Origin of the sequence: Pandoraea sp. ISTKB (assembly GCF_001721285.1) — a bacterium.
GTDB lineage: Bacteria > Pseudomonadota > Gammaproteobacteria > Burkholderiales > Burkholderiaceae > Pandoraea > Pandoraea capi.
In genome coordinates this window covers 45377-61391 of sequence record NZ_MAOS01000061.1, presented here as the reverse complement: position 1 = coordinate 61391, position 16015 = coordinate 45377, and the positions used below count along the sequence as shown (strand labels likewise).

Here is a 16015-nt window from a genome sequence, read left to right as displayed (position 1 = left end):
GATCAAGGGACGCCTGCCGCGCCCCGCCCTGCTCGCGGTTGCGCTCGCCATCGTGTCGTTGTCCGGCTGCGCGATCAAGCCTGTGCCGTTCACCGATGCCGAACGTGCGGCAACGGCACAAGCCGACCGAACCACCATGTTTGCGGATCAGCAGCCGGTCACCGGTCCGATCACGCTGGACGAAGCGATGGCCCGCGCGATTCGCTACAACCTCGACCATCGTCTGAAGATGATGGAAGAGGCGCTCGCGCAGCGTCAGCTCGACCTGTCGAACTTCGACCTGCTCCCGAAGCTGACGGCCGCCGCCGGCTACACGAACCGCAACCACGATCTGGCGTCCTCCTCCGAAGGTTTCTATACGCGTGAGCAATCGCTGGTGCCGTCGTTCTCGACCGACAAGAACGCGCGCACTGCCGATCTGAATCTGTCCTGGAACATTCTCGACTTCGGCGTGAGCTACTTCGAAGCGAAGGAACAGGCCGATCACCTGCTGGTGCTCGAACAGCGCCGCCGCAAGGTCGTGCAGTTGATGATGCAGCAGGTGCGCGAAGCCTACTGGCAAGCCGTCGGCGCGCAGCGCCTGCGCGACCGTATCGGGCCGCTGCTCGCCGAGGCGCAAAGCGCACTCGACGACTCGCGCGCCACGCAGGCACAAGGCCTGCGCTCGCCGGTCGAAACGCTCAACTATCAGCGCTCGCTGCTCGATCTGATGCGTCAGCTCGAAGCCGTGCGCGATCAACTCGAAGTCGCCAAGCCCCGTCTGGCCTCGCTCATGAACCTGGAGCCGGGGCGCGACTTCTCGCTCGCCGCGACCGATACGTTCCGTGTGCCGAACTTCGACATGGCCATGCCCGCCATGGAGGACATGGCCTTGCAGCGTCGCCCGGAACTCGTCGAAGCGAGCTACAACGAGCGGATCAGCGTCAACGAAACGCACAAGGCGATCGCCAAACTGTTGCCGGGCATCGAACTGAGCGTCGGTGCGCATTACGACAGCAACAGCTTCCTCGTGTACAACGCGTGGCGCTCGGCCGGTATCAGCGTGAGCTGGAACCTGCTGAACCTGCTCAATGCAGGCAACATTCGCGGCACGGCGCAGGCGCAGCTCGACGTCGCGAAGATGCAGCGCATGGCGCTGAGCATGGCCGTGCTCACGCAGGTACACGTCGCGCGCAGCGAACTCGGCGCCAAGACGCGTCAGTTCGACCTGTTCAAGCGCCTCAATGACGTCGACCAGCAGATCCTCGAACAGACGCACAACGCCACGGTGACCAACGCGAAGGGCAAGCTTGAAGAAATCCGCGTGGCAACGGCGGCAATGATGTCCGAGCTGCGCCTCTATCAGAGCTACGGGGAACTCGAGAGCGCTTACGGTCAGATGCTGGCCACGCTGGGCCTCGATCCGGTGCCGGCCAAGCTCAACGGCAACGACATCGCGTCGCTGACCCAATCGATCGGCGAGGAACAGAAGCGCTGGGACGATATCGCGGTGCATGGCGTTCAGGCCGCCGCACTCGCCCAGCCGGGCCCGACCATTGCCGCTGCGGCAGCCTTGCCGACGGGAGCCGTGCAGAAATGACGTGGTTCGTGACTCACCGGGCAGCGCTTGCCGTCACGCTGCTCGTTGCAACGCATGCCGCTTCGGCGGCATCCCCGCAGGCCGCACCGGTCGCGTCCCCCCCGGCGCGATCGGTCCCCGGCCTCCCGGCCAGCAACGCGCCGGCCGCGCCGTCAGCAGCGTCGCCAGCCGTACCCGCCACGGCAGCCGACAGCAACGATTCGCGCATCCGTATCCAGCTCGTCTCGCGCGATCAGGTGGACGTGTCGAGCGAGGTCGCCGCGAAGATCGCGTCGTTGCCGTTCCGTGACGGCGATGCCTTCCGTGCGGGCCAGACGCTCGTCACGCTCGACTGTTCGCTCTTCAGCGCGCAGTTGCGCAAGGCGCAAGCCGATGCCGATGGCGCGCGCGAACTGCTCGAGACGAACCGCAAGCTCCAGGCGTTGCGCTCCATCGGTGATCTGGAGGTTCAGCAGGCACAGGCGAAGCAGAAGTCGACGGCGGCCGACGTCGCCTACATGCAGGCAACCGTGCGCAAGTGCTCGATTGCAGCCCCGTTCGACGGCCGAGTCTCGAAGCGCAGCGCCGCACCGCAGCAATTCGCGGAGCCGGGAAAGCCGCTGCTGACCATCGTCGACACCAGTCATCTCGAACTGAAGATGATCGTGCCGTCGAAATGGCTCGGCTGGCTCAGAACCGGCCATGCGCTCAGCGTGCAGGTCGATGAAGTGGGCAAGACGTATCCGGCCAAGGTCGTACGCGTTGGCGCGCGTGTCGATCCCGTCACGCAGACCGTCGACGTGACGGCCGCCCTCAACGGCAGTGCGCCCGAGCTATTGCCGGGCATGAGCGGCTGGGCGACCTTCGCGCGGTGACGGCATGACGCAGACCCAAATGGCCGAAGACGCCCAGCAAATCCGGATCGACGGCCAGCAGCTCGCGCTGTTGTGGCAACTCTCGATCCGGGCGCGCGCGGCCACGAGCGAGACGACACTCGGCTTCACGATCGTCAACGAGACGCTGGCCCTCGTGCCCTTCCGGCAGGCGGCGTGGTGGCGGGGCGACACGCCGGGTCACGTGGCGGCCGTCTCCGGCCTGCCGCAAAGCGATCCGAACGCGCCCTACGTGCAATGGCTCGGGGCGCTGTGCAAGATCCTCGCCAAAGGGTTGCCCGAGGTCCCGCCGAAGGATGCCGCCGCGCACGTGGAAGGTCGCGACGCGGCGGTACTGCCGGCACAGTCCAAAGTCCGTGTCTTCACGGCGGACGACGTCGCAGCAGAGGAACCGCACATTGCGGCGGAATGGGCCGAGTGGTGGCCGGCCCACGGCGCCTGGCTGCCGCTGGCCTATCGCGGTGGACATCCCGCCGGGGGTATCGTCTTCGCGCGCGAAACGCCATGGAGCGCCACCGATCTCGCCCTGCTGAGCGAACTCGGGCAAGTGTGGGCGCATGCGCTCGAAGCCTTCTCGCCGCGTGCGCGCTGGCTCGATCGCGCGCGGGCCGTGCTGCGTCCCGGCAAGTTGCAGCGCCGCGTGCTGATCGCCGTCGTCGCCATCTGCCTGATACCGATGCGTCTGACGGTGCTGGCGCCGGCGGAAGTCACGCCGAAAGATCCGTTCGTGGTGCGTGCGCCGCTCGACGGCGTCATCGACCATCTGTATGTGAAGCCGAATGAGCCGGTGAAAGCCGGCACCGCGTTGCTCGGTCTGGACGCCACCACCTTGCAGTCGCGCTACGCCGTGGCCCGCACGAACTTCGATGCGGCGCAGGAAGAGTTTCGTCAGACGGCGCAGCTTGCCGTGACCGACGACCGCACGCGTCTGGACATGGCCGAGCGACGCGGCAAGCTCGATCAGAGTCGCGCAGAGCTCGATTTCACGGCGCGGCAGCTCGCGCGCGTGAGCGTCAACGCGACGCGCGCCGGCGTGGCCGTGTTCAGCGACCCGAACGAGTGGACTGGCAAGGCGGTGGCCGTCGGCGAGAAGATTCTGGTGCTGGCCGACCCCGCGCATGTCGAGGTCACGGCCTGGCTACCGGTCGCCGACAACATCGACGTGCAGCCCGGCGCGGTGCTCACGCTCTATCCCAAGAGCTCGCCGCTTACCAGCTACGACGCACGGATCGACTCCATCGCGTGGCGCGCCGAACCTACGCCGGAGGGCGTGCTGGCGTATCGCGTGCGCGCCAGCTTCGATGTCGACGGGAAGAGCGCACAGCAGGCCCCGCTCGGTGCGATGGGCACAGCGCGGATTCGCGGTCCGTGGGTCCCCGCCATTTACTATGTGCTGCGCCGCCCGTTGACGCTCGCGCGTCAGTGGCTGGGCTGGTAATTCCTCGCGCCCTTCGATTCGACTCATGGTCCGACTACCGCAGCTCCGTCAGGAGCTCACCCTGACTCCCGGGGCCGCCACGCCCGATGGCGCCCCGACGTGGATGCTTCACGACCCGGCGGCAAACCGGTTCTTCCAGATCGGCTGGCTGGCGTTCGAGCTGCTTGCGCGCTGGCCGCTCGACGACGCGCGCGCGATCGTCGAGGGTGTCAATCGTGAAACGACACTCACCGCGACGCTCGCCGATTTCGAGGCGCTGGTGCGCATGCTGCGTCACCAGAATCTGTTGGTGTCGTCGAACGCCACCGACACGGCACGACTTGAACATCACGACGCCGCGCAGCAGACCTCGCGCACGATGTGGCTGCTCAAACACTATCTGATGATCCGGATTCCGCTCTGGCATCCGATGCCGTTCCTGCGCGCGGCCGAACGCTATGTGCGGTTCGCCTTTCGGCCGGTATCGTGGGTCGTCGTAGCGCTCGTCGCGCTGATCGGACTGATTCTGGTGTCGCGTCACTGGGACGAGTTCGTCCATACGTTCCATAACTACAGCGACTGGCGCGGCTTGATCGGCGTGGGGATTGCGCTCGGTTTCGCGAAGATCCTGCACGAGTTCGCGCATGCGTTCACGGCGCAGCGCTATGGCTGTCGCGTGCCCACGATGGGCATTGCGCTGCTCGTGATGCTCCCGGTGCTCTATACCGACACGACCGAAGCCTGGAAGGTGCCGGGGCGTCGTGCGCGGCTCTGGATCGGCGCCGCAGGCATGTTGAGCGAAGTCGCGCTCGCCGCCTTCGCGACGCTGGCGTGGAGCCTGTTGCCCGATGGACCGCTGCGTGCCGGGGCGTTCATGCTCGCGACCACGACCTGGGTGGCAACGCTGGCGATCAACGCGAGTCCGTTCATGCGGTTCGACGGCTACTTCCTGCTCTCCGACTGGCTCGACATGCCGAACCTGCACGACCGCGCGTTCGCGTTGGGTCGCTGGTGGCTACGCGAGCGGCTGTTCGGTTTCGGCGATCCGCAACCCGAGCCCTGCCCCGCCTCGCGGCGACGCTTCCTGATCGCGTTCTCGTTCGCCACGTGGCTTTACCGGCTGGTGGTGTTCATGTCGATCGCGCTGGTGGTGTATCACGCGTTCTTCAAGCTGCTCGGCATGTTGCTGTTCTGCGTTGAGTTCGGCTGGTTCATCATGCGCCCGGTGTGGCGCGAGGCGCAGGCGACGTGGCAGCGGCGCGACGAATTGCGCTGGTGCCGGGAAACGCGTCGCTCGGCAGTGCTCGCGGCGGTGCTCCTCGGGGTCTTCGTGCTGCCCTGGCATGCCGGGGTGAGCGCGCCGGCGGTGCTCGCACCGCAGCGCGCGCAAGGGCTCTACACCGTTGCCCCGGGGTATGTCGCCGACACGCCGCCCCCGGCGCGCGACGGGCAGCATGTGCGCGCAGGCGAGACGCTCGCGGTGCTGGTATCGCCGGATCTCGAAGCACAGTTGGCCTCGGCAACGACAAACGAAGCGATGCTGCGATGGGAAGTCGAGCAACAGTCGTTCGACGACCGGCTGCAAAAGCAAGGCACGGCGCTCGCCCGTCGATGGGAGTCGGCCCGACAGACAGTTGCCGGATTACAGGCCCAGATTGCGCAATTGACCATCACCGCGCCCTTTGAGGGGACGGTACAGGCCAACGACGACGCACAGGCGGCGGGCACGTGGCTGCCACGCGGCGAACGGATCTACGACCTCATTGCGCCCGGCGGCGTAAAGGGGGATGCCTATGTCGGCGAGGACGACGTGGCGCGGTTGCAGGCCGGGCAATCTGCCACCTTCGTCGGGAGTCTGCTGGAGTTGGCGGCGCGTCATTGCACGATCGATGCGATCGACAAGGTCAACGTGGCAACACTCGACGCGCCGTCGGTCGCCAGTCCCTACGGCGGCCCTATTCCCGCCGAACAGAACGCGAAGACGCGCCAGCTGGTGCCCCTCACAGCGACGTGGCAAGTCCGGTTCGGGCAATGCAGCGGCGGCAACGGGCTCGGACGCGAGATTACCGGCACCGCTCACCTCGGCGCCGGACGTCAGAGCTTCGCGGTAGAAGGCGTTCGCTTCGTCGCCGCGGTGTTGCAACGGGAAGTGGGGTTTTGAGGGGCGCAGAGGGGCACGCTAGGCTTTTTGGCGAATGGGTCGGTCGCCCCCAACCACGTCCAGGAAATTACAAAACGGTAATCATCGGGTCACTTTCGGGTCAGAAGCCAACGCGCAGAATGGCTTCACCCTTCGCGACATTGTCGAAGGCTGGCCGAACTGCCCCGGTTCCGGGTGCAGAGGCCTCCGACCCTAAGGTGAATATGATGAAAGTACGCTTCTCCACACTGCTTGTTGTTTCCTGCGCACTGGCCGCACCGCTCTCGGCCTTCGCTCAATCGGTGAGCGCCAGTAACGCGCCGCTCACGCGCGCTCAGGTTCAGGCGGATCTCGTGCGTCTCGAAAAGGCGGGCTATCAACCGTTTGGCGGCGACGACGATTACCCCGCCAATATCCAGCGCGCCGAGGCAATCGTTGCAAAACAGGACGCTCAGTCGGGCAACGCCCAGGTCACGAGCGCCGCGATCGAAACCGGCGTTGGCACGGGCATCAGCACCGGCAATCAACCGACCAACCCCGCCAACGGCCACTCGCTTTACGCCGGTAGCTGATGTCAACGCAATGCACGCCAATCACACAGGTCTGAGATCTTGATTTCCGCGCAAACCGCCAGCCTTCTCGCGCTTCGCGAGTAATGCACGAGCCACCCTGGAGGCTGGCGTCCGGTCCAATGCGTCCGATATCCATCCAGACGTTTCGACCAGCGAGTCCAGATCGACCCCGGTATCCGCGCCGAGGCCTTGCATGAGGTAGACCACGTCCTCAGTCGCCACATTGCCCGAGGCACCTGCCGCGTAGGGGCAGCCGCCCAACCCGGACACCGACGCGTCGAATGTCCGCATGCCGGACACGTAGGACGCATGCACGTTGGCGACCGCCATGCCGTAGGTGTCGTGATAGTGTCCCGCGAGCCGCGACATCGGCACGCGACCGGTCACCGCTTCGAGCATGCGTACGATGCTCGCAGGCGTGCCCACGCCAATGGTGTCCCCAAGCGACACCTCGTGGCAGCCGAGATCCAGCAGTGCGCCAGCGACATCGCGCACTCGCTGCGGGCTTACGGGCCCTTCGTACGGACAGCCGACGACACAGGAAACGTAGCCACGAACGCTCACCCCCTCCCGACGCGCCGCATCGAAAATCGGCGCAAAGCGGTTCAGAGACTCCGCGATCGAGCAATTGATATTGCGCTGCGAAAACGCTTCCGAGGCCGCCGCGAACACCGCCACCTCGCTCGCCCCGCCGGCGATAGCGGCTTCAAGCCCCTTCAGGTTCGGCACCAGCACCGGATAACTCACGCCCGGCTTGCGCGTCAGACGTGCCATGATCTCCGAGTGATCCACCATCTGCGGCACCCATTTGGGCGAGACGAAAGCCGTCGCCTCGATGCACGTCAGCCCCGACCGTTCGAGCCGCTCGATCAGTTCGAGCTTGATATCGGTTCGAATGTGTCGCGACTCATTCTGCAAGCCATCGCGAGGCCCGACCTCGACGATTCGCACCTTGTCTTCCGAATGCATGGCGTTATTCCCCGCGTGCCACGATTGCCCCGACTGCCCCGAGTGCCGTTGTCAGTTCCGGCACGACTGCAAACAGATCACCGACCAGCCCGTAATCGGCCACGCTGAAAATGGGGGCGTCCTCGTCCTTGTTGATTGCCACAATGACCTTCGAGTCCTTCATGCCCGCGAGATGCTGGATGGCGCCCGAGATACCGACCGCCACGTACAACTGTGGCGCGACGATCTTGCCGGTTTGGCCAACCTGATAGTCGTTCGGCACGAAGCCCGCGTCGACGGCAGCGCGCGAGGCGCCGAGTGCGGCGTTCAGCGTATCGGCCAGCGGTTCGAGCACACGCGTGTAGTTGTCGCCGCTGCCGAGACCACGACCGCCCGAGACAATGATCTTTGCGCTCGTCAGCTCCGGGCGATCCAGCTTCGTGACCTCACGGCTCACGAACTGCGAGAGACCGCTGTCTGCCGCCGCCTCGATCCGCTCGATGGGGGCGCTTGCGCCCTCGTGTGCAACGGCGTCGAAGCCCGTCATACGAACCGTCATGACCTTGATCGGATCGGTCGACCGTACGGTCGCGATGGCGTTGCCCGCGTAGATCGGCCGCTCGAACGTGTCGGGCGAAATCACCGCCGTAATGTCGCTGATCTGCGCAACGTCGAGCTTCGCGGCGATACGCGGCATGAGGTTCTTCCCGTAGGCCGTGGCTGGCGCAAGGATGTGCGAATACGCCCGCGCAATCGTCAGCACCGTCGCCTCGACGTTTTCTGCAAGGCCCGCAGCCAGTTGCGGCGCATCAGCGAGCAGCACCTTCGAGACACCCTCGATTTTCGCTGCCGCGTGCGCTGCGGCTTGCGCGTTATGCCCCGCGACCAGCACGTGCACGTCGCCACCGATCTTCTGCGCCGCTGCGATGGTGTTCAGCGTGGCGACTTTGACGCATTCGGCGTCATACTCGGCGATAACAAGATTCGTCACTTCGTCACTCTCCCTTACAGCACTTTGGCATCGGTCTTCAATTTCTCGACCAGCGCGCTCACGTCCGGCACCCGCATCCCGGCGGTCCGTTTCGGCGGTTCAGCGACCTTGAGCGTGATCAGACGTGGTTGCACGTCGACACCGAGCGCCTCCGGTGTCGTCGACGTCAACGGCTTTTTCTTTGCCTTCATGAGGTTCGGCAAGGTGACATAACGCGGCTCGTTCAGACGCAGATCCGTGGTGACGACAGCCGGTAGCGTCAGCGACAACACTTCCATGCCGCCGTCCACTTCGCGCGCCACGATAGCCTTGCCATCAGCGACCGTAATGTTCGACGCGAACGTGGCCTGCGGCATCTCCGTCAGCGCGGCGAGCATCTGCCCGGTCTGGTTCGCGTCGTCGTCGATGGCCTGTTTGCCGAGAATCACCAGTTGCGGTTGCTCCTGATCGACCACGCCTTTCAACAGCTTGGCGACGGCAAGGGGTTGTAGTTCCCCGGCCGAGTCAATCAGGATGGCGCGATCTGCACCGATGGCCAGCGCCGTGCGCAGCGTCTCCTGCGACTGCGCCGTTCCACAGGACACGGCGATGACCTCGCTGGCAACACCCGCCTCCTTCAACCGCACCGCGGCTTCCACGGCGATTTCGTCGAACGGATTCATCGCCATTTTCACGTTCGCAACATCGACGCCGGTGCCATCGGACTTGATCCGCACCTTCACGTTGTAGTCCACCACCCTTTTCACGGCGACCAGTACCTTCATCTTGCTTCCCCTGCGAATGACTGCGACACCCACCCTGCGGTGCGTTTGTGCAGAAACGCGTCAACGCCTTCACGGCCTTCGGCAGACGCGCGTACGTTGGCAATCAGTTTGGCCGTCCGGGCAATCAGCGCGCCGTCAATCGGCTGATTTTCCACCGCACCGATGAGCGCCTTGCTTTGCGCGAGCGCGGCGGGGCCTCCCGCCAGCAATGCCGTCGTGAACTTGCCAATCGACGCGTCGATATCTTCCGGCGCACAGACCTCGTGGACCCATCCGCTCCGATGCGCCTCTGCCGCCGAAATACGCTCCGCCGTCAGCATGTATCGACGTGCCGCCGCCGCACCGAGTTTTTGAAGGATGTACGGTGAGATGGTGGCCGGCACAAGCCCGATCCTCACTTCCGAAAGGCAGAACTCCACCGTCGTGGCGACGACGACGATGTCACACGCAGCGACAAGCCCCATGCCACCGGCGAATGCCGCACCGTGCACGCGCGCCACCGTGGGCTTCGGGCAGTCGTTGAGTGTCCGAAGCATGGTGGCAAGGCGCATGGCGTCGGCTTCGTTCTCGCTGGCGCTGTACGTCGCCATGCGCTGCATCCACTGGAGATCCGCGCCGGCCGAAAAGGCTTTTCCACGACCGGCCAGAACGATCACACGAACGTCGTCGCGCTCACCAAGCCGTTTTAGCGCGTCGTCCAGTTCCGCGATCACCGTTTCGTTCAGCGCGTTGCGCACGTCAGGGCGATTCAGCCAGATCGTGGCCACCCGGTCGGTCACGTCGACGTCAAGGGTTAGATAAGTCATGACATCGCCTCAGTAGGATTTCGGCAAGCCCAGTGCCTTCTCGGCAATGAAACACAAGATCAACTGCGGGCTGACCGGGGCGAGGCGCGGAATCCATGCTTCACGCATGTATCGCTCGACGTGGTACTCCTTCGCGAATCCCATGCCACCGTGCGTGAGAATCGCGTTCTGGCAGGCGTTGAAGCAGGCCTCACCAGCGAAATACTTGGCGGCGTTCGCGTCGGCCGCACAGTTGCTTTTCGCGTCGTAGCGCGACGCCGCCTTGAGCACCAGCAGATTGGCGGCCTCCAGTTCGATCCACGAACGCGCGAGCGGATGCTGAATGCCTTGATTCTTGCCAATCTGCCGATCGAACACGACCCGCTCGTTCGCGTAGGTCGCCGCCCGCTGCAGGGCGGCACGCCCCAATCCCACCGCTTCGGACGCGATCAGAATGCGCTCGGGGTTCATGCCGTGCAGGATGTATTCGAAGCCTGCGCCTTCCTCGCCGATCCGGTCGCTCACCGGGATACGAAGTTCGTCGATGAACACCTCGTTCGAATCGACACACTTGCGGCCCATCTTCTCGATCTCCCGCACCTGAATTCGCGCGCGATCGAGGTCGGTGTAGAAAAGCGACAACCCTTGTGTGCCCCGGGCTTCCTCGATCGGCGTGGTGCGCGCGAGCAGCAGAATCTTGTTCGCGACCTGCGCGGTCGAGATCCATACCTTCTGCCCCGACACGACGTAGTGATCGCCGTCGCGCACGGCCCGCGTTTTGAGCTTGAGCGTATTCAGACCGGTGTTCGGCTCGGTGACCGCAAAGCAGGCCTTGTCCTTGCCGGCGATCAACGGCGGCAACCAGCGCTGCTTCTGCTCCTCGGTGCCGAATACGACGACCGGATGCAGACCGAAGATGTTCATGTGCACCGCGGACGCCCCCGACAACCCCGCGCCCGTCGCCGAGATCGTCTGCATCATCAGTGCGGCTTCGGTGATCCCCAGCCCGGCGCCGCCGTACGCCTCCGGCATGGCGATGCCCAGCCAGCCCGCATCCGCCAACGCACGATGAAAGTCGTCCGGGAAACCGCCTTCGCTGTCCTTGCGCAACCAGTAATCGGCATCGAACGGCGCGCACACGCGCTCAATGGCGTCGCAGATCTGTTGCTGCTCTTCCGTAAGGTCAAAATTCATGTCTGTTCCTGTTGTTCATTGACTGCCTGGGTGACCGGCGGGGTCAGCCCTTGCCCATCGCACCGGACACCTGAAGCGCCGCAATATCGGCAGCGGTGTAACCCAGTTCCCCGAGGACTTCGGCCGAATGCTCCCCCAGCCCCGGCGCGGGAGAGGGTTCGGTGCAAGCGGTACGCGACCATGCCGTCGGATTGCCCGGCGTGCGCAATCGACCTTCCGTCGGATGTTCGACCTGCCGGATGAACCCCACGGCCGACAGATGCGGATCGTCGAGAAGATCGCGCGGCGAGTTCATCGGCATGTTGGGAATGTCGGCGGTATCGAGCAGGACACGCCACTCGTTCGTGGTCCGCTCACGCATGAGCCGGGCCACTTCCGCATAGACCGCATCGATGTGCTGCGCGCGATTCGTGTGCGTCGAAAAACGTGCGTCGCTCTCGAAGCGCTCGCTCTCGCCGATCGCTGTGAAGAAGGCACGCCACTGCTTGTCGTTGTAGATCAGCACGCAAAGGTGCCCGTCCTTCGTTTCGTAGGGCCTGCGGTGCTCGGTCAGCAGACGCGCGTAGCCGGGGTCGCCGTTCGGCGGGTCGAAGCTGAGACCGCCGAGGTGATCGCCGAGCACGAACTGGGTCATGGCTTCGAACATCGGCACCACGACCGATTGCCCGATCCCGGAGCGCTCGCGCTCATAGAGCGCCGCCGTGATCGCATACACGGCGTGAAGCCCGGTCACGCGATCGGCGAGCGTCGTGGGCGCATAACGCGGTGTCTGCGCACCGGACTGGCTCATCAACCACGGCAAGCCCGATGCGCCTTGAATGAGGTCGTCGTACGCCGCACGGGCGGCGTTCGGTCCGTCCTGCCCGAATCCGCAACAGGAGACGTGAATCAGCCGGGGGTTCGTTGCCTTCAGGGTGTCGTAGTCGAGTCCGAGACGCCCCAGCGCCTTGGGCCGGATGTTCGAGATCATCACATCGCAGCGCTCGACGAGCTTCGCCGCGACCTCACGGCCTGCCGGCACCTTGAGATCGAGCACCACACTGCGCTTTCCCTGATTGGCGTGCAGGAAGATATGGCCCATGCCCGCATGATTCATCGGCCCGACGTGACGCATGTTGTCCCCCTCGGGAGACTCGACCTTGATCACGTCCGCCCCGAGTGCGGCCAGAATCTGCGTGGCAAACGGTCCCATGATCACCGACGTCAGATCGAGAATCCTGACGCCGGCAAGCGGCCCACCTCGCTCCGTGCTCATGAGCGCACCTTCAACGTCGCGCCTGGCGTTACGCACGTACCTGACTTCATCTGCCTTCTCCATAACTTCGGTGTTCTCGCATCGCTGCCGACGTGCTTTTCGGCAAATCGATGCCTGATAGATCGAACGGGGACGACCCCGTCATAGTGGAAAGACCCCGAGAATCACGCATGCGATCGTCATCACGACCGATGTCGCGAAAAGGAACGGGATCGCGAATTTCTGGTGTTCGGCCAGGTCGATGCCGGCGAGACCGACGAGCAGGAACGTTGCCGGTGTCAAGGGACTGACAGGGAAACCGGTCGTCATCTGGCCGAGCAACGCGGCCTGCGCCACCTGGATCTGCGGCACACCCAGTCGCTCCGCAGCGCCGGCCACAACGGGCAGCACGCCGAGATAGAAGGAATCGGGGTCGAAGAGAAGACTGAGCGGCATCGAAATCAGGCCCATCACGAACGGAATGTGATGCGCCTGTCCGGCGGGAATCAAATGCACGGCTTCGCTTGCCATGGCATTCAGCATCCCGGTCCCGGACATGATCCCGGTGAAGGTGCCCGCCGCCAGCAGCACACTTGCCATCATCAATGCGGCAGGCGCGTGAGCATCCACCCGGCGACGCTGCTCGTCGGCGTTGGGGTAGTTGATGAATAGCGCCACGACGGTTCCGAGCATGAACATCACGACCGGATCGACCTTGCCGGTGATCATCGTGCCCATCACGACCAGCGTCAGCACGAGATTCGGCCAGAATCGCCGGGGGCGGCGCAACGCCAGCTCCTGCTCGGACAGTTCGCGTGTGGGAACCACGAACGGACGGCCATCGTGCACGAGCCCCAGCCGGCGTTCCTCGCGCTTGCCCAGCAGATAGGCCGTCAAGAGCACGAATACCAGACCGACGCCCTGAACGAGCAGCAGCGGCGCGAAAATCTCGGCGGTTGGAATGTGCAACGCGACCGACGCGCGAATCGTGACGCCCGCCCAGGGCAGGAAATTCACACCGGCGCCCAGCGCGGCCATACAGACGAGCAGGCGCTTGTCCATGTTCAGGCGCTCGTACACCGGCAGCATCGCGGGAATCGTCACCAGAAAGCACACCGCCCCGGAGCCGTCGAGGTGAATGAGCAGCGCGAGTAACGCAGTGCCCATCAGAATGCGAGGGGGACGCGCACCGACGAGCCGAAGTATCCGGCTGATGATCGGATCGAGCATGCCCGCGTCGGTGAGAACGCCAAAGAAAATAATGGCGAAGATGAACATGCCCACCACGGGCGCGACGCTGGTAATGCCTTTGAGAATGAAGGTCGTGATTTGCAGGCCAAAACCACTGACCACCGCAGCGACGACCGGCACGGCAATGAGTGCGGCGAGCGGCGACATGCGTTTCGTCAGAATCAATGCCAATAGCGCCAGCACCGAAATGAGTCCGGTTAGTGCAAGCATTTGTCTCCCCCAAGGGGTTTATTGTGAAGATGGACCGGAATCACTCTTGCGGCGATTCGGTGACCGGAGACCGTCGCTGTCTCGGCGGCGTGTCTGGCGGTTTGAAAAGTGTGTGGGATTGGGTAAGATTCGTCCAATACATGTTTTGTCCACTTTGATACGAATTTCGTCTCACCATGATCCCTGGTCGCTTACTGACTCAGTTCATTGCCGTTGCGGAAGAGCTGCACTTTGGGCGTGCCGCCGTGCGGCTGCACATGGCGCAGCCGCCACTGAGTCAGGCGATCAAGAATCTGGAGGAAGTGGTGGGGGTGCAGTTGCTCGCCCGCTCAAAGCATTCCGTGTCGCTCACGCCGGCGGGGAGTGCCTTTCTGGAGGAAGCGCGAGAACTTCTGGCGCATGGTCAGCGCGCCATCGACACGGCCCGCCGGGCCAGCGAGGGGCTTATCGGCAGGATTACCGTCGGCTTCATGGGGTCGGTGAGCTACGAGTTCCTCCCCCGCATACTGCGCGACTTTCGCACGAAGTTTCCTGCCATTCACGTCGATCTGCGTGAGCAGACTTCGGTTGAGCAAATCGAAAGCCTGCACGCGAGCAAGATCGATCTTGGCATCGTTCGCGTGCCGCTGAACAACGCCTCTGATCTCAATATGCGCATCGTCGAGGTGGAGCGGTTCATTGCCGTGCTGCCGAGAAACCACCGACTGGCGGCGGCTCGGACGTTGCGTCTCGAAGACTTGGCAGACGACTCGTTCATCGTCTTTCCGGCCAACAGAAGTCCGAGCCTGCATGCCAAGTTTCTGATGGCGTGCGACGAAGCCGGATTCAGCCCACGAATCGGCCACAACGCGTGGCAGATGGCCAGCATGGTGAGTCTTGTCGCCGCAGGCATGGGCGTTACGCTACTGCCCGCGCAGGTAAGAAACAGCCCACACAAGGGCGTGGTGTACAAGGAATTGGCGAACGACTCCGCGCACCTCCAGCTCGAAATCGCGGCTGCGTGGCGTCCCGACGATATCTCCGCCGGCGTTCACTCTCTGCTGTCGATTCTGGGTCAATCTGCGTCGAGTTCGGTTTGAAGCGACGCGATTGATCAGGCGTGAGTCGGCCCGCCGAATTCATGGATCAGAAAGTCGACTAACAGCCGAATCCGCGGAGGAACCGGATTGCCGGGTGCGAATACGACATACAGATCAATGCGTGGCATCGGGTAAGACGGGAGCAAGCGGACTAGCCGGCCGGCGGCGAGGTCCTCGGAAACGTCCCACGCCGCTTCGCAGGAGATCCCCTGTCCCGCCAGCGCCCATTCGCGCAACATCGCCCCATCGGCACTGGCTAACGTGCCGCTTACGCTGACGTCCACAAAGCCACCTTGTCGCAGGAACCGCCATGGGCCGGGGACGCGATGGCGTCGGAACAGACGAAGGCAATTGTGGGCCCTCAGGTCTTCCGGTGTTGCCGGGCTGCCATGTTGCGCCAAGTACGGCGGCGCCGCTACCAGCAGCATTTCAGACGTGGCGACTTTACGCGCGACCATCCCTTCATCGCGAGGTAAGCCGAAACGCAGCGCGACGTCACAGCCATCGAGCATGTTCTCGATGCCGGCATCGGACAGGAACAGCGTGATTTCCAGGCCCGGATGCAGACGCGCGAATTGCGCCAGCAATGTCGATAGCTGACGACGCCCCAAATCGGAGGGTGCGCCAACGCGCAACAGTCCACGCGCTACCGTGCCTCGGGAAGAGACTTCCGACTCGACATCACGCACCGACTCCAGAATCGCTGCCGCACGCTCATACAACAACTTCCCTTCGTCGGTGAGATTGAAGCGTCGCGTGCTGCGATTCGCGAGACAAACCCCCAGGCGCGTCTCCAGTTGTCGCAAGCGTCGGCTGACCGCAGCAGGCGAGGAATGCAACGCCACTGCCGCGTGCGAAATGCCACCGCTGTCGACAATCGCCTGAAAAAGCTCGAGTTCGGAAATCGAGTCCAAAGTCGCCTCCTGCCGAGTGATTTACCTCGGGCTAACGCTATTTTCACCGGAAAGGATCCTAGCAC

Annotated in this window: 14 protein-coding genes; 6 read left to right on the top strand and 8 right to left on the bottom strand. The window is 64.0% G+C overall.

Features of this window, described 5'->3' with window-relative positions; all coding sequences use genetic code 11:
• Positions 1-136: 136 nt before the first annotated feature.
• From A9762_RS22050 to A9762_RS22030, 5 genes are all read left to right on the top strand, one after another.
• Complete coding sequence (locus A9762_RS22050) at positions 137-1579, top strand: TolC family protein (RefSeq protein WP_371443209.1); 1443 nt, start codon at positions 137-139, stop codon at positions 1577-1579.
• The gene (locus A9762_RS22045; protein WP_069344131.1) at positions 1576-2433 is read left to right on the top strand and encodes an efflux RND transporter periplasmic adaptor subunit; all 858 of its coding nucleotides are present in this window, start codon (positions 1576-1578) and stop codon (positions 2431-2433) included. The genes A9762_RS22050 and A9762_RS22045 overlap by 4 nt, the downstream gene beginning before the upstream one ends.
• A gap of 4 nt (positions 2434-2437) precedes the next feature.
• Positions 2438-3889: an efflux RND transporter periplasmic adaptor subunit gene (locus A9762_RS22040; protein WP_069344130.1), complete on the top strand. Its 1452-nt coding sequence runs from the start codon at positions 2438-2440 to the stop codon at positions 3887-3889.
• A gap of 25 nt (positions 3890-3914) precedes the next feature.
• The gene (locus tag A9762_RS22035) at positions 3915-6029 is read left to right on the top strand and encodes an HlyD family efflux transporter periplasmic adaptor subunit (RefSeq protein WP_069344129.1); all 2115 of its coding nucleotides are present in this window, start codon (positions 3915-3917) and stop codon (positions 6027-6029) included.
• Between the two features lie 206 nt (positions 6030-6235).
• Positions 6236-6580, top strand: a complete 345-nt coding sequence (locus A9762_RS22030; RefSeq protein ID WP_069344239.1) for a DUF4148 domain-containing protein — start codon at positions 6236-6238, stop codon at positions 6578-6580.
• 21 nt (positions 6581-6601) lie between these two features.
• Here the strand turns inward: A9762_RS22030 and A9762_RS22025 are convergent, their stop codons facing one another.
• The 7 genes from A9762_RS22025 to A9762_RS21995 form a co-directional block, all read right to left on the bottom strand.
• Complete coding sequence (locus tag A9762_RS22025) at positions 6602-7549, bottom strand: hydroxymethylglutaryl-CoA lyase (RefSeq protein ID WP_069344128.1); 948 nt, start codon at positions 7547-7549, stop codon at positions 6602-6604.
• A 4-nt stretch (positions 7550-7553) separates the two neighbouring features.
• Positions 7554-8519, bottom strand: a complete 966-nt coding sequence (locus tag A9762_RS22020; protein ID WP_069344127.1) for an electron transfer flavoprotein subunit alpha/FixB family protein — start codon at positions 8517-8519, stop codon at positions 7554-7556.
• A gap of 14 nt (positions 8520-8533) precedes the next feature.
• A complete protein-coding gene (locus tag A9762_RS22015) occupies positions 8534-9283 on the bottom strand; it encodes an electron transfer flavoprotein subunit beta/FixA family protein (protein ID WP_069344126.1) in 750 nt (249 codons plus the stop codon).
• Positions 9280-10089, bottom strand: coding sequence for an enoyl-CoA hydratase/isomerase family protein (locus A9762_RS22010; RefSeq protein ID WP_069344125.1), 810 nt, complete (start codon positions 10087-10089; stop codon positions 9280-9282). Before A9762_RS22010 ends, A9762_RS22015 begins: the two co-directional genes overlap by 4 nt.
• A 9-nt stretch (positions 10090-10098) precedes the next feature.
• Positions 10099-11262 (bottom strand): acyl-CoA dehydrogenase family protein, encoded by a 1164-nt coding sequence (locus A9762_RS22005; protein ID WP_069344124.1) that lies wholly within the window; start codon positions 11260-11262, stop codon positions 10099-10101.
• Between the two features lie 43 nt (positions 11263-11305).
• Positions 11306-12517, bottom strand: a complete 1212-nt coding sequence (locus A9762_RS22000; RefSeq protein ID WP_069344238.1) for a CaiB/BaiF CoA-transferase family protein — start codon at positions 12515-12517, stop codon at positions 11306-11308.
• A 141-nt stretch (positions 12518-12658) separates the two neighbouring features.
• Positions 12659-13957 (bottom strand): CitMHS family transporter, encoded by a 1299-nt coding sequence (locus A9762_RS21995; RefSeq protein ID WP_069344123.1) that lies wholly within the window; start codon positions 13955-13957, stop codon positions 12659-12661.
• Positions 13958-14133: 176 nt separating this feature from the next.
• Between A9762_RS21995 and A9762_RS21990 the strand changes: the two genes are divergently transcribed.
• Complete coding sequence (locus A9762_RS21990) at positions 14134-15036, top strand: LysR family transcriptional regulator (protein WP_069344122.1); 903 nt, start codon at positions 14134-14136, stop codon at positions 15034-15036.
• A gap of 14 nt (positions 15037-15050) precedes the next feature.
• Here the strand turns inward: A9762_RS21990 and A9762_RS21985 are convergent, their stop codons facing one another.
• Entirely contained in the window at positions 15051-15950 is a 900-nt protein-coding gene (locus A9762_RS21985; RefSeq protein ID WP_069344121.1) for a LysR family transcriptional regulator, read from the bottom strand.
• Positions 15951-16015: the final 65 nt, after the last annotated feature.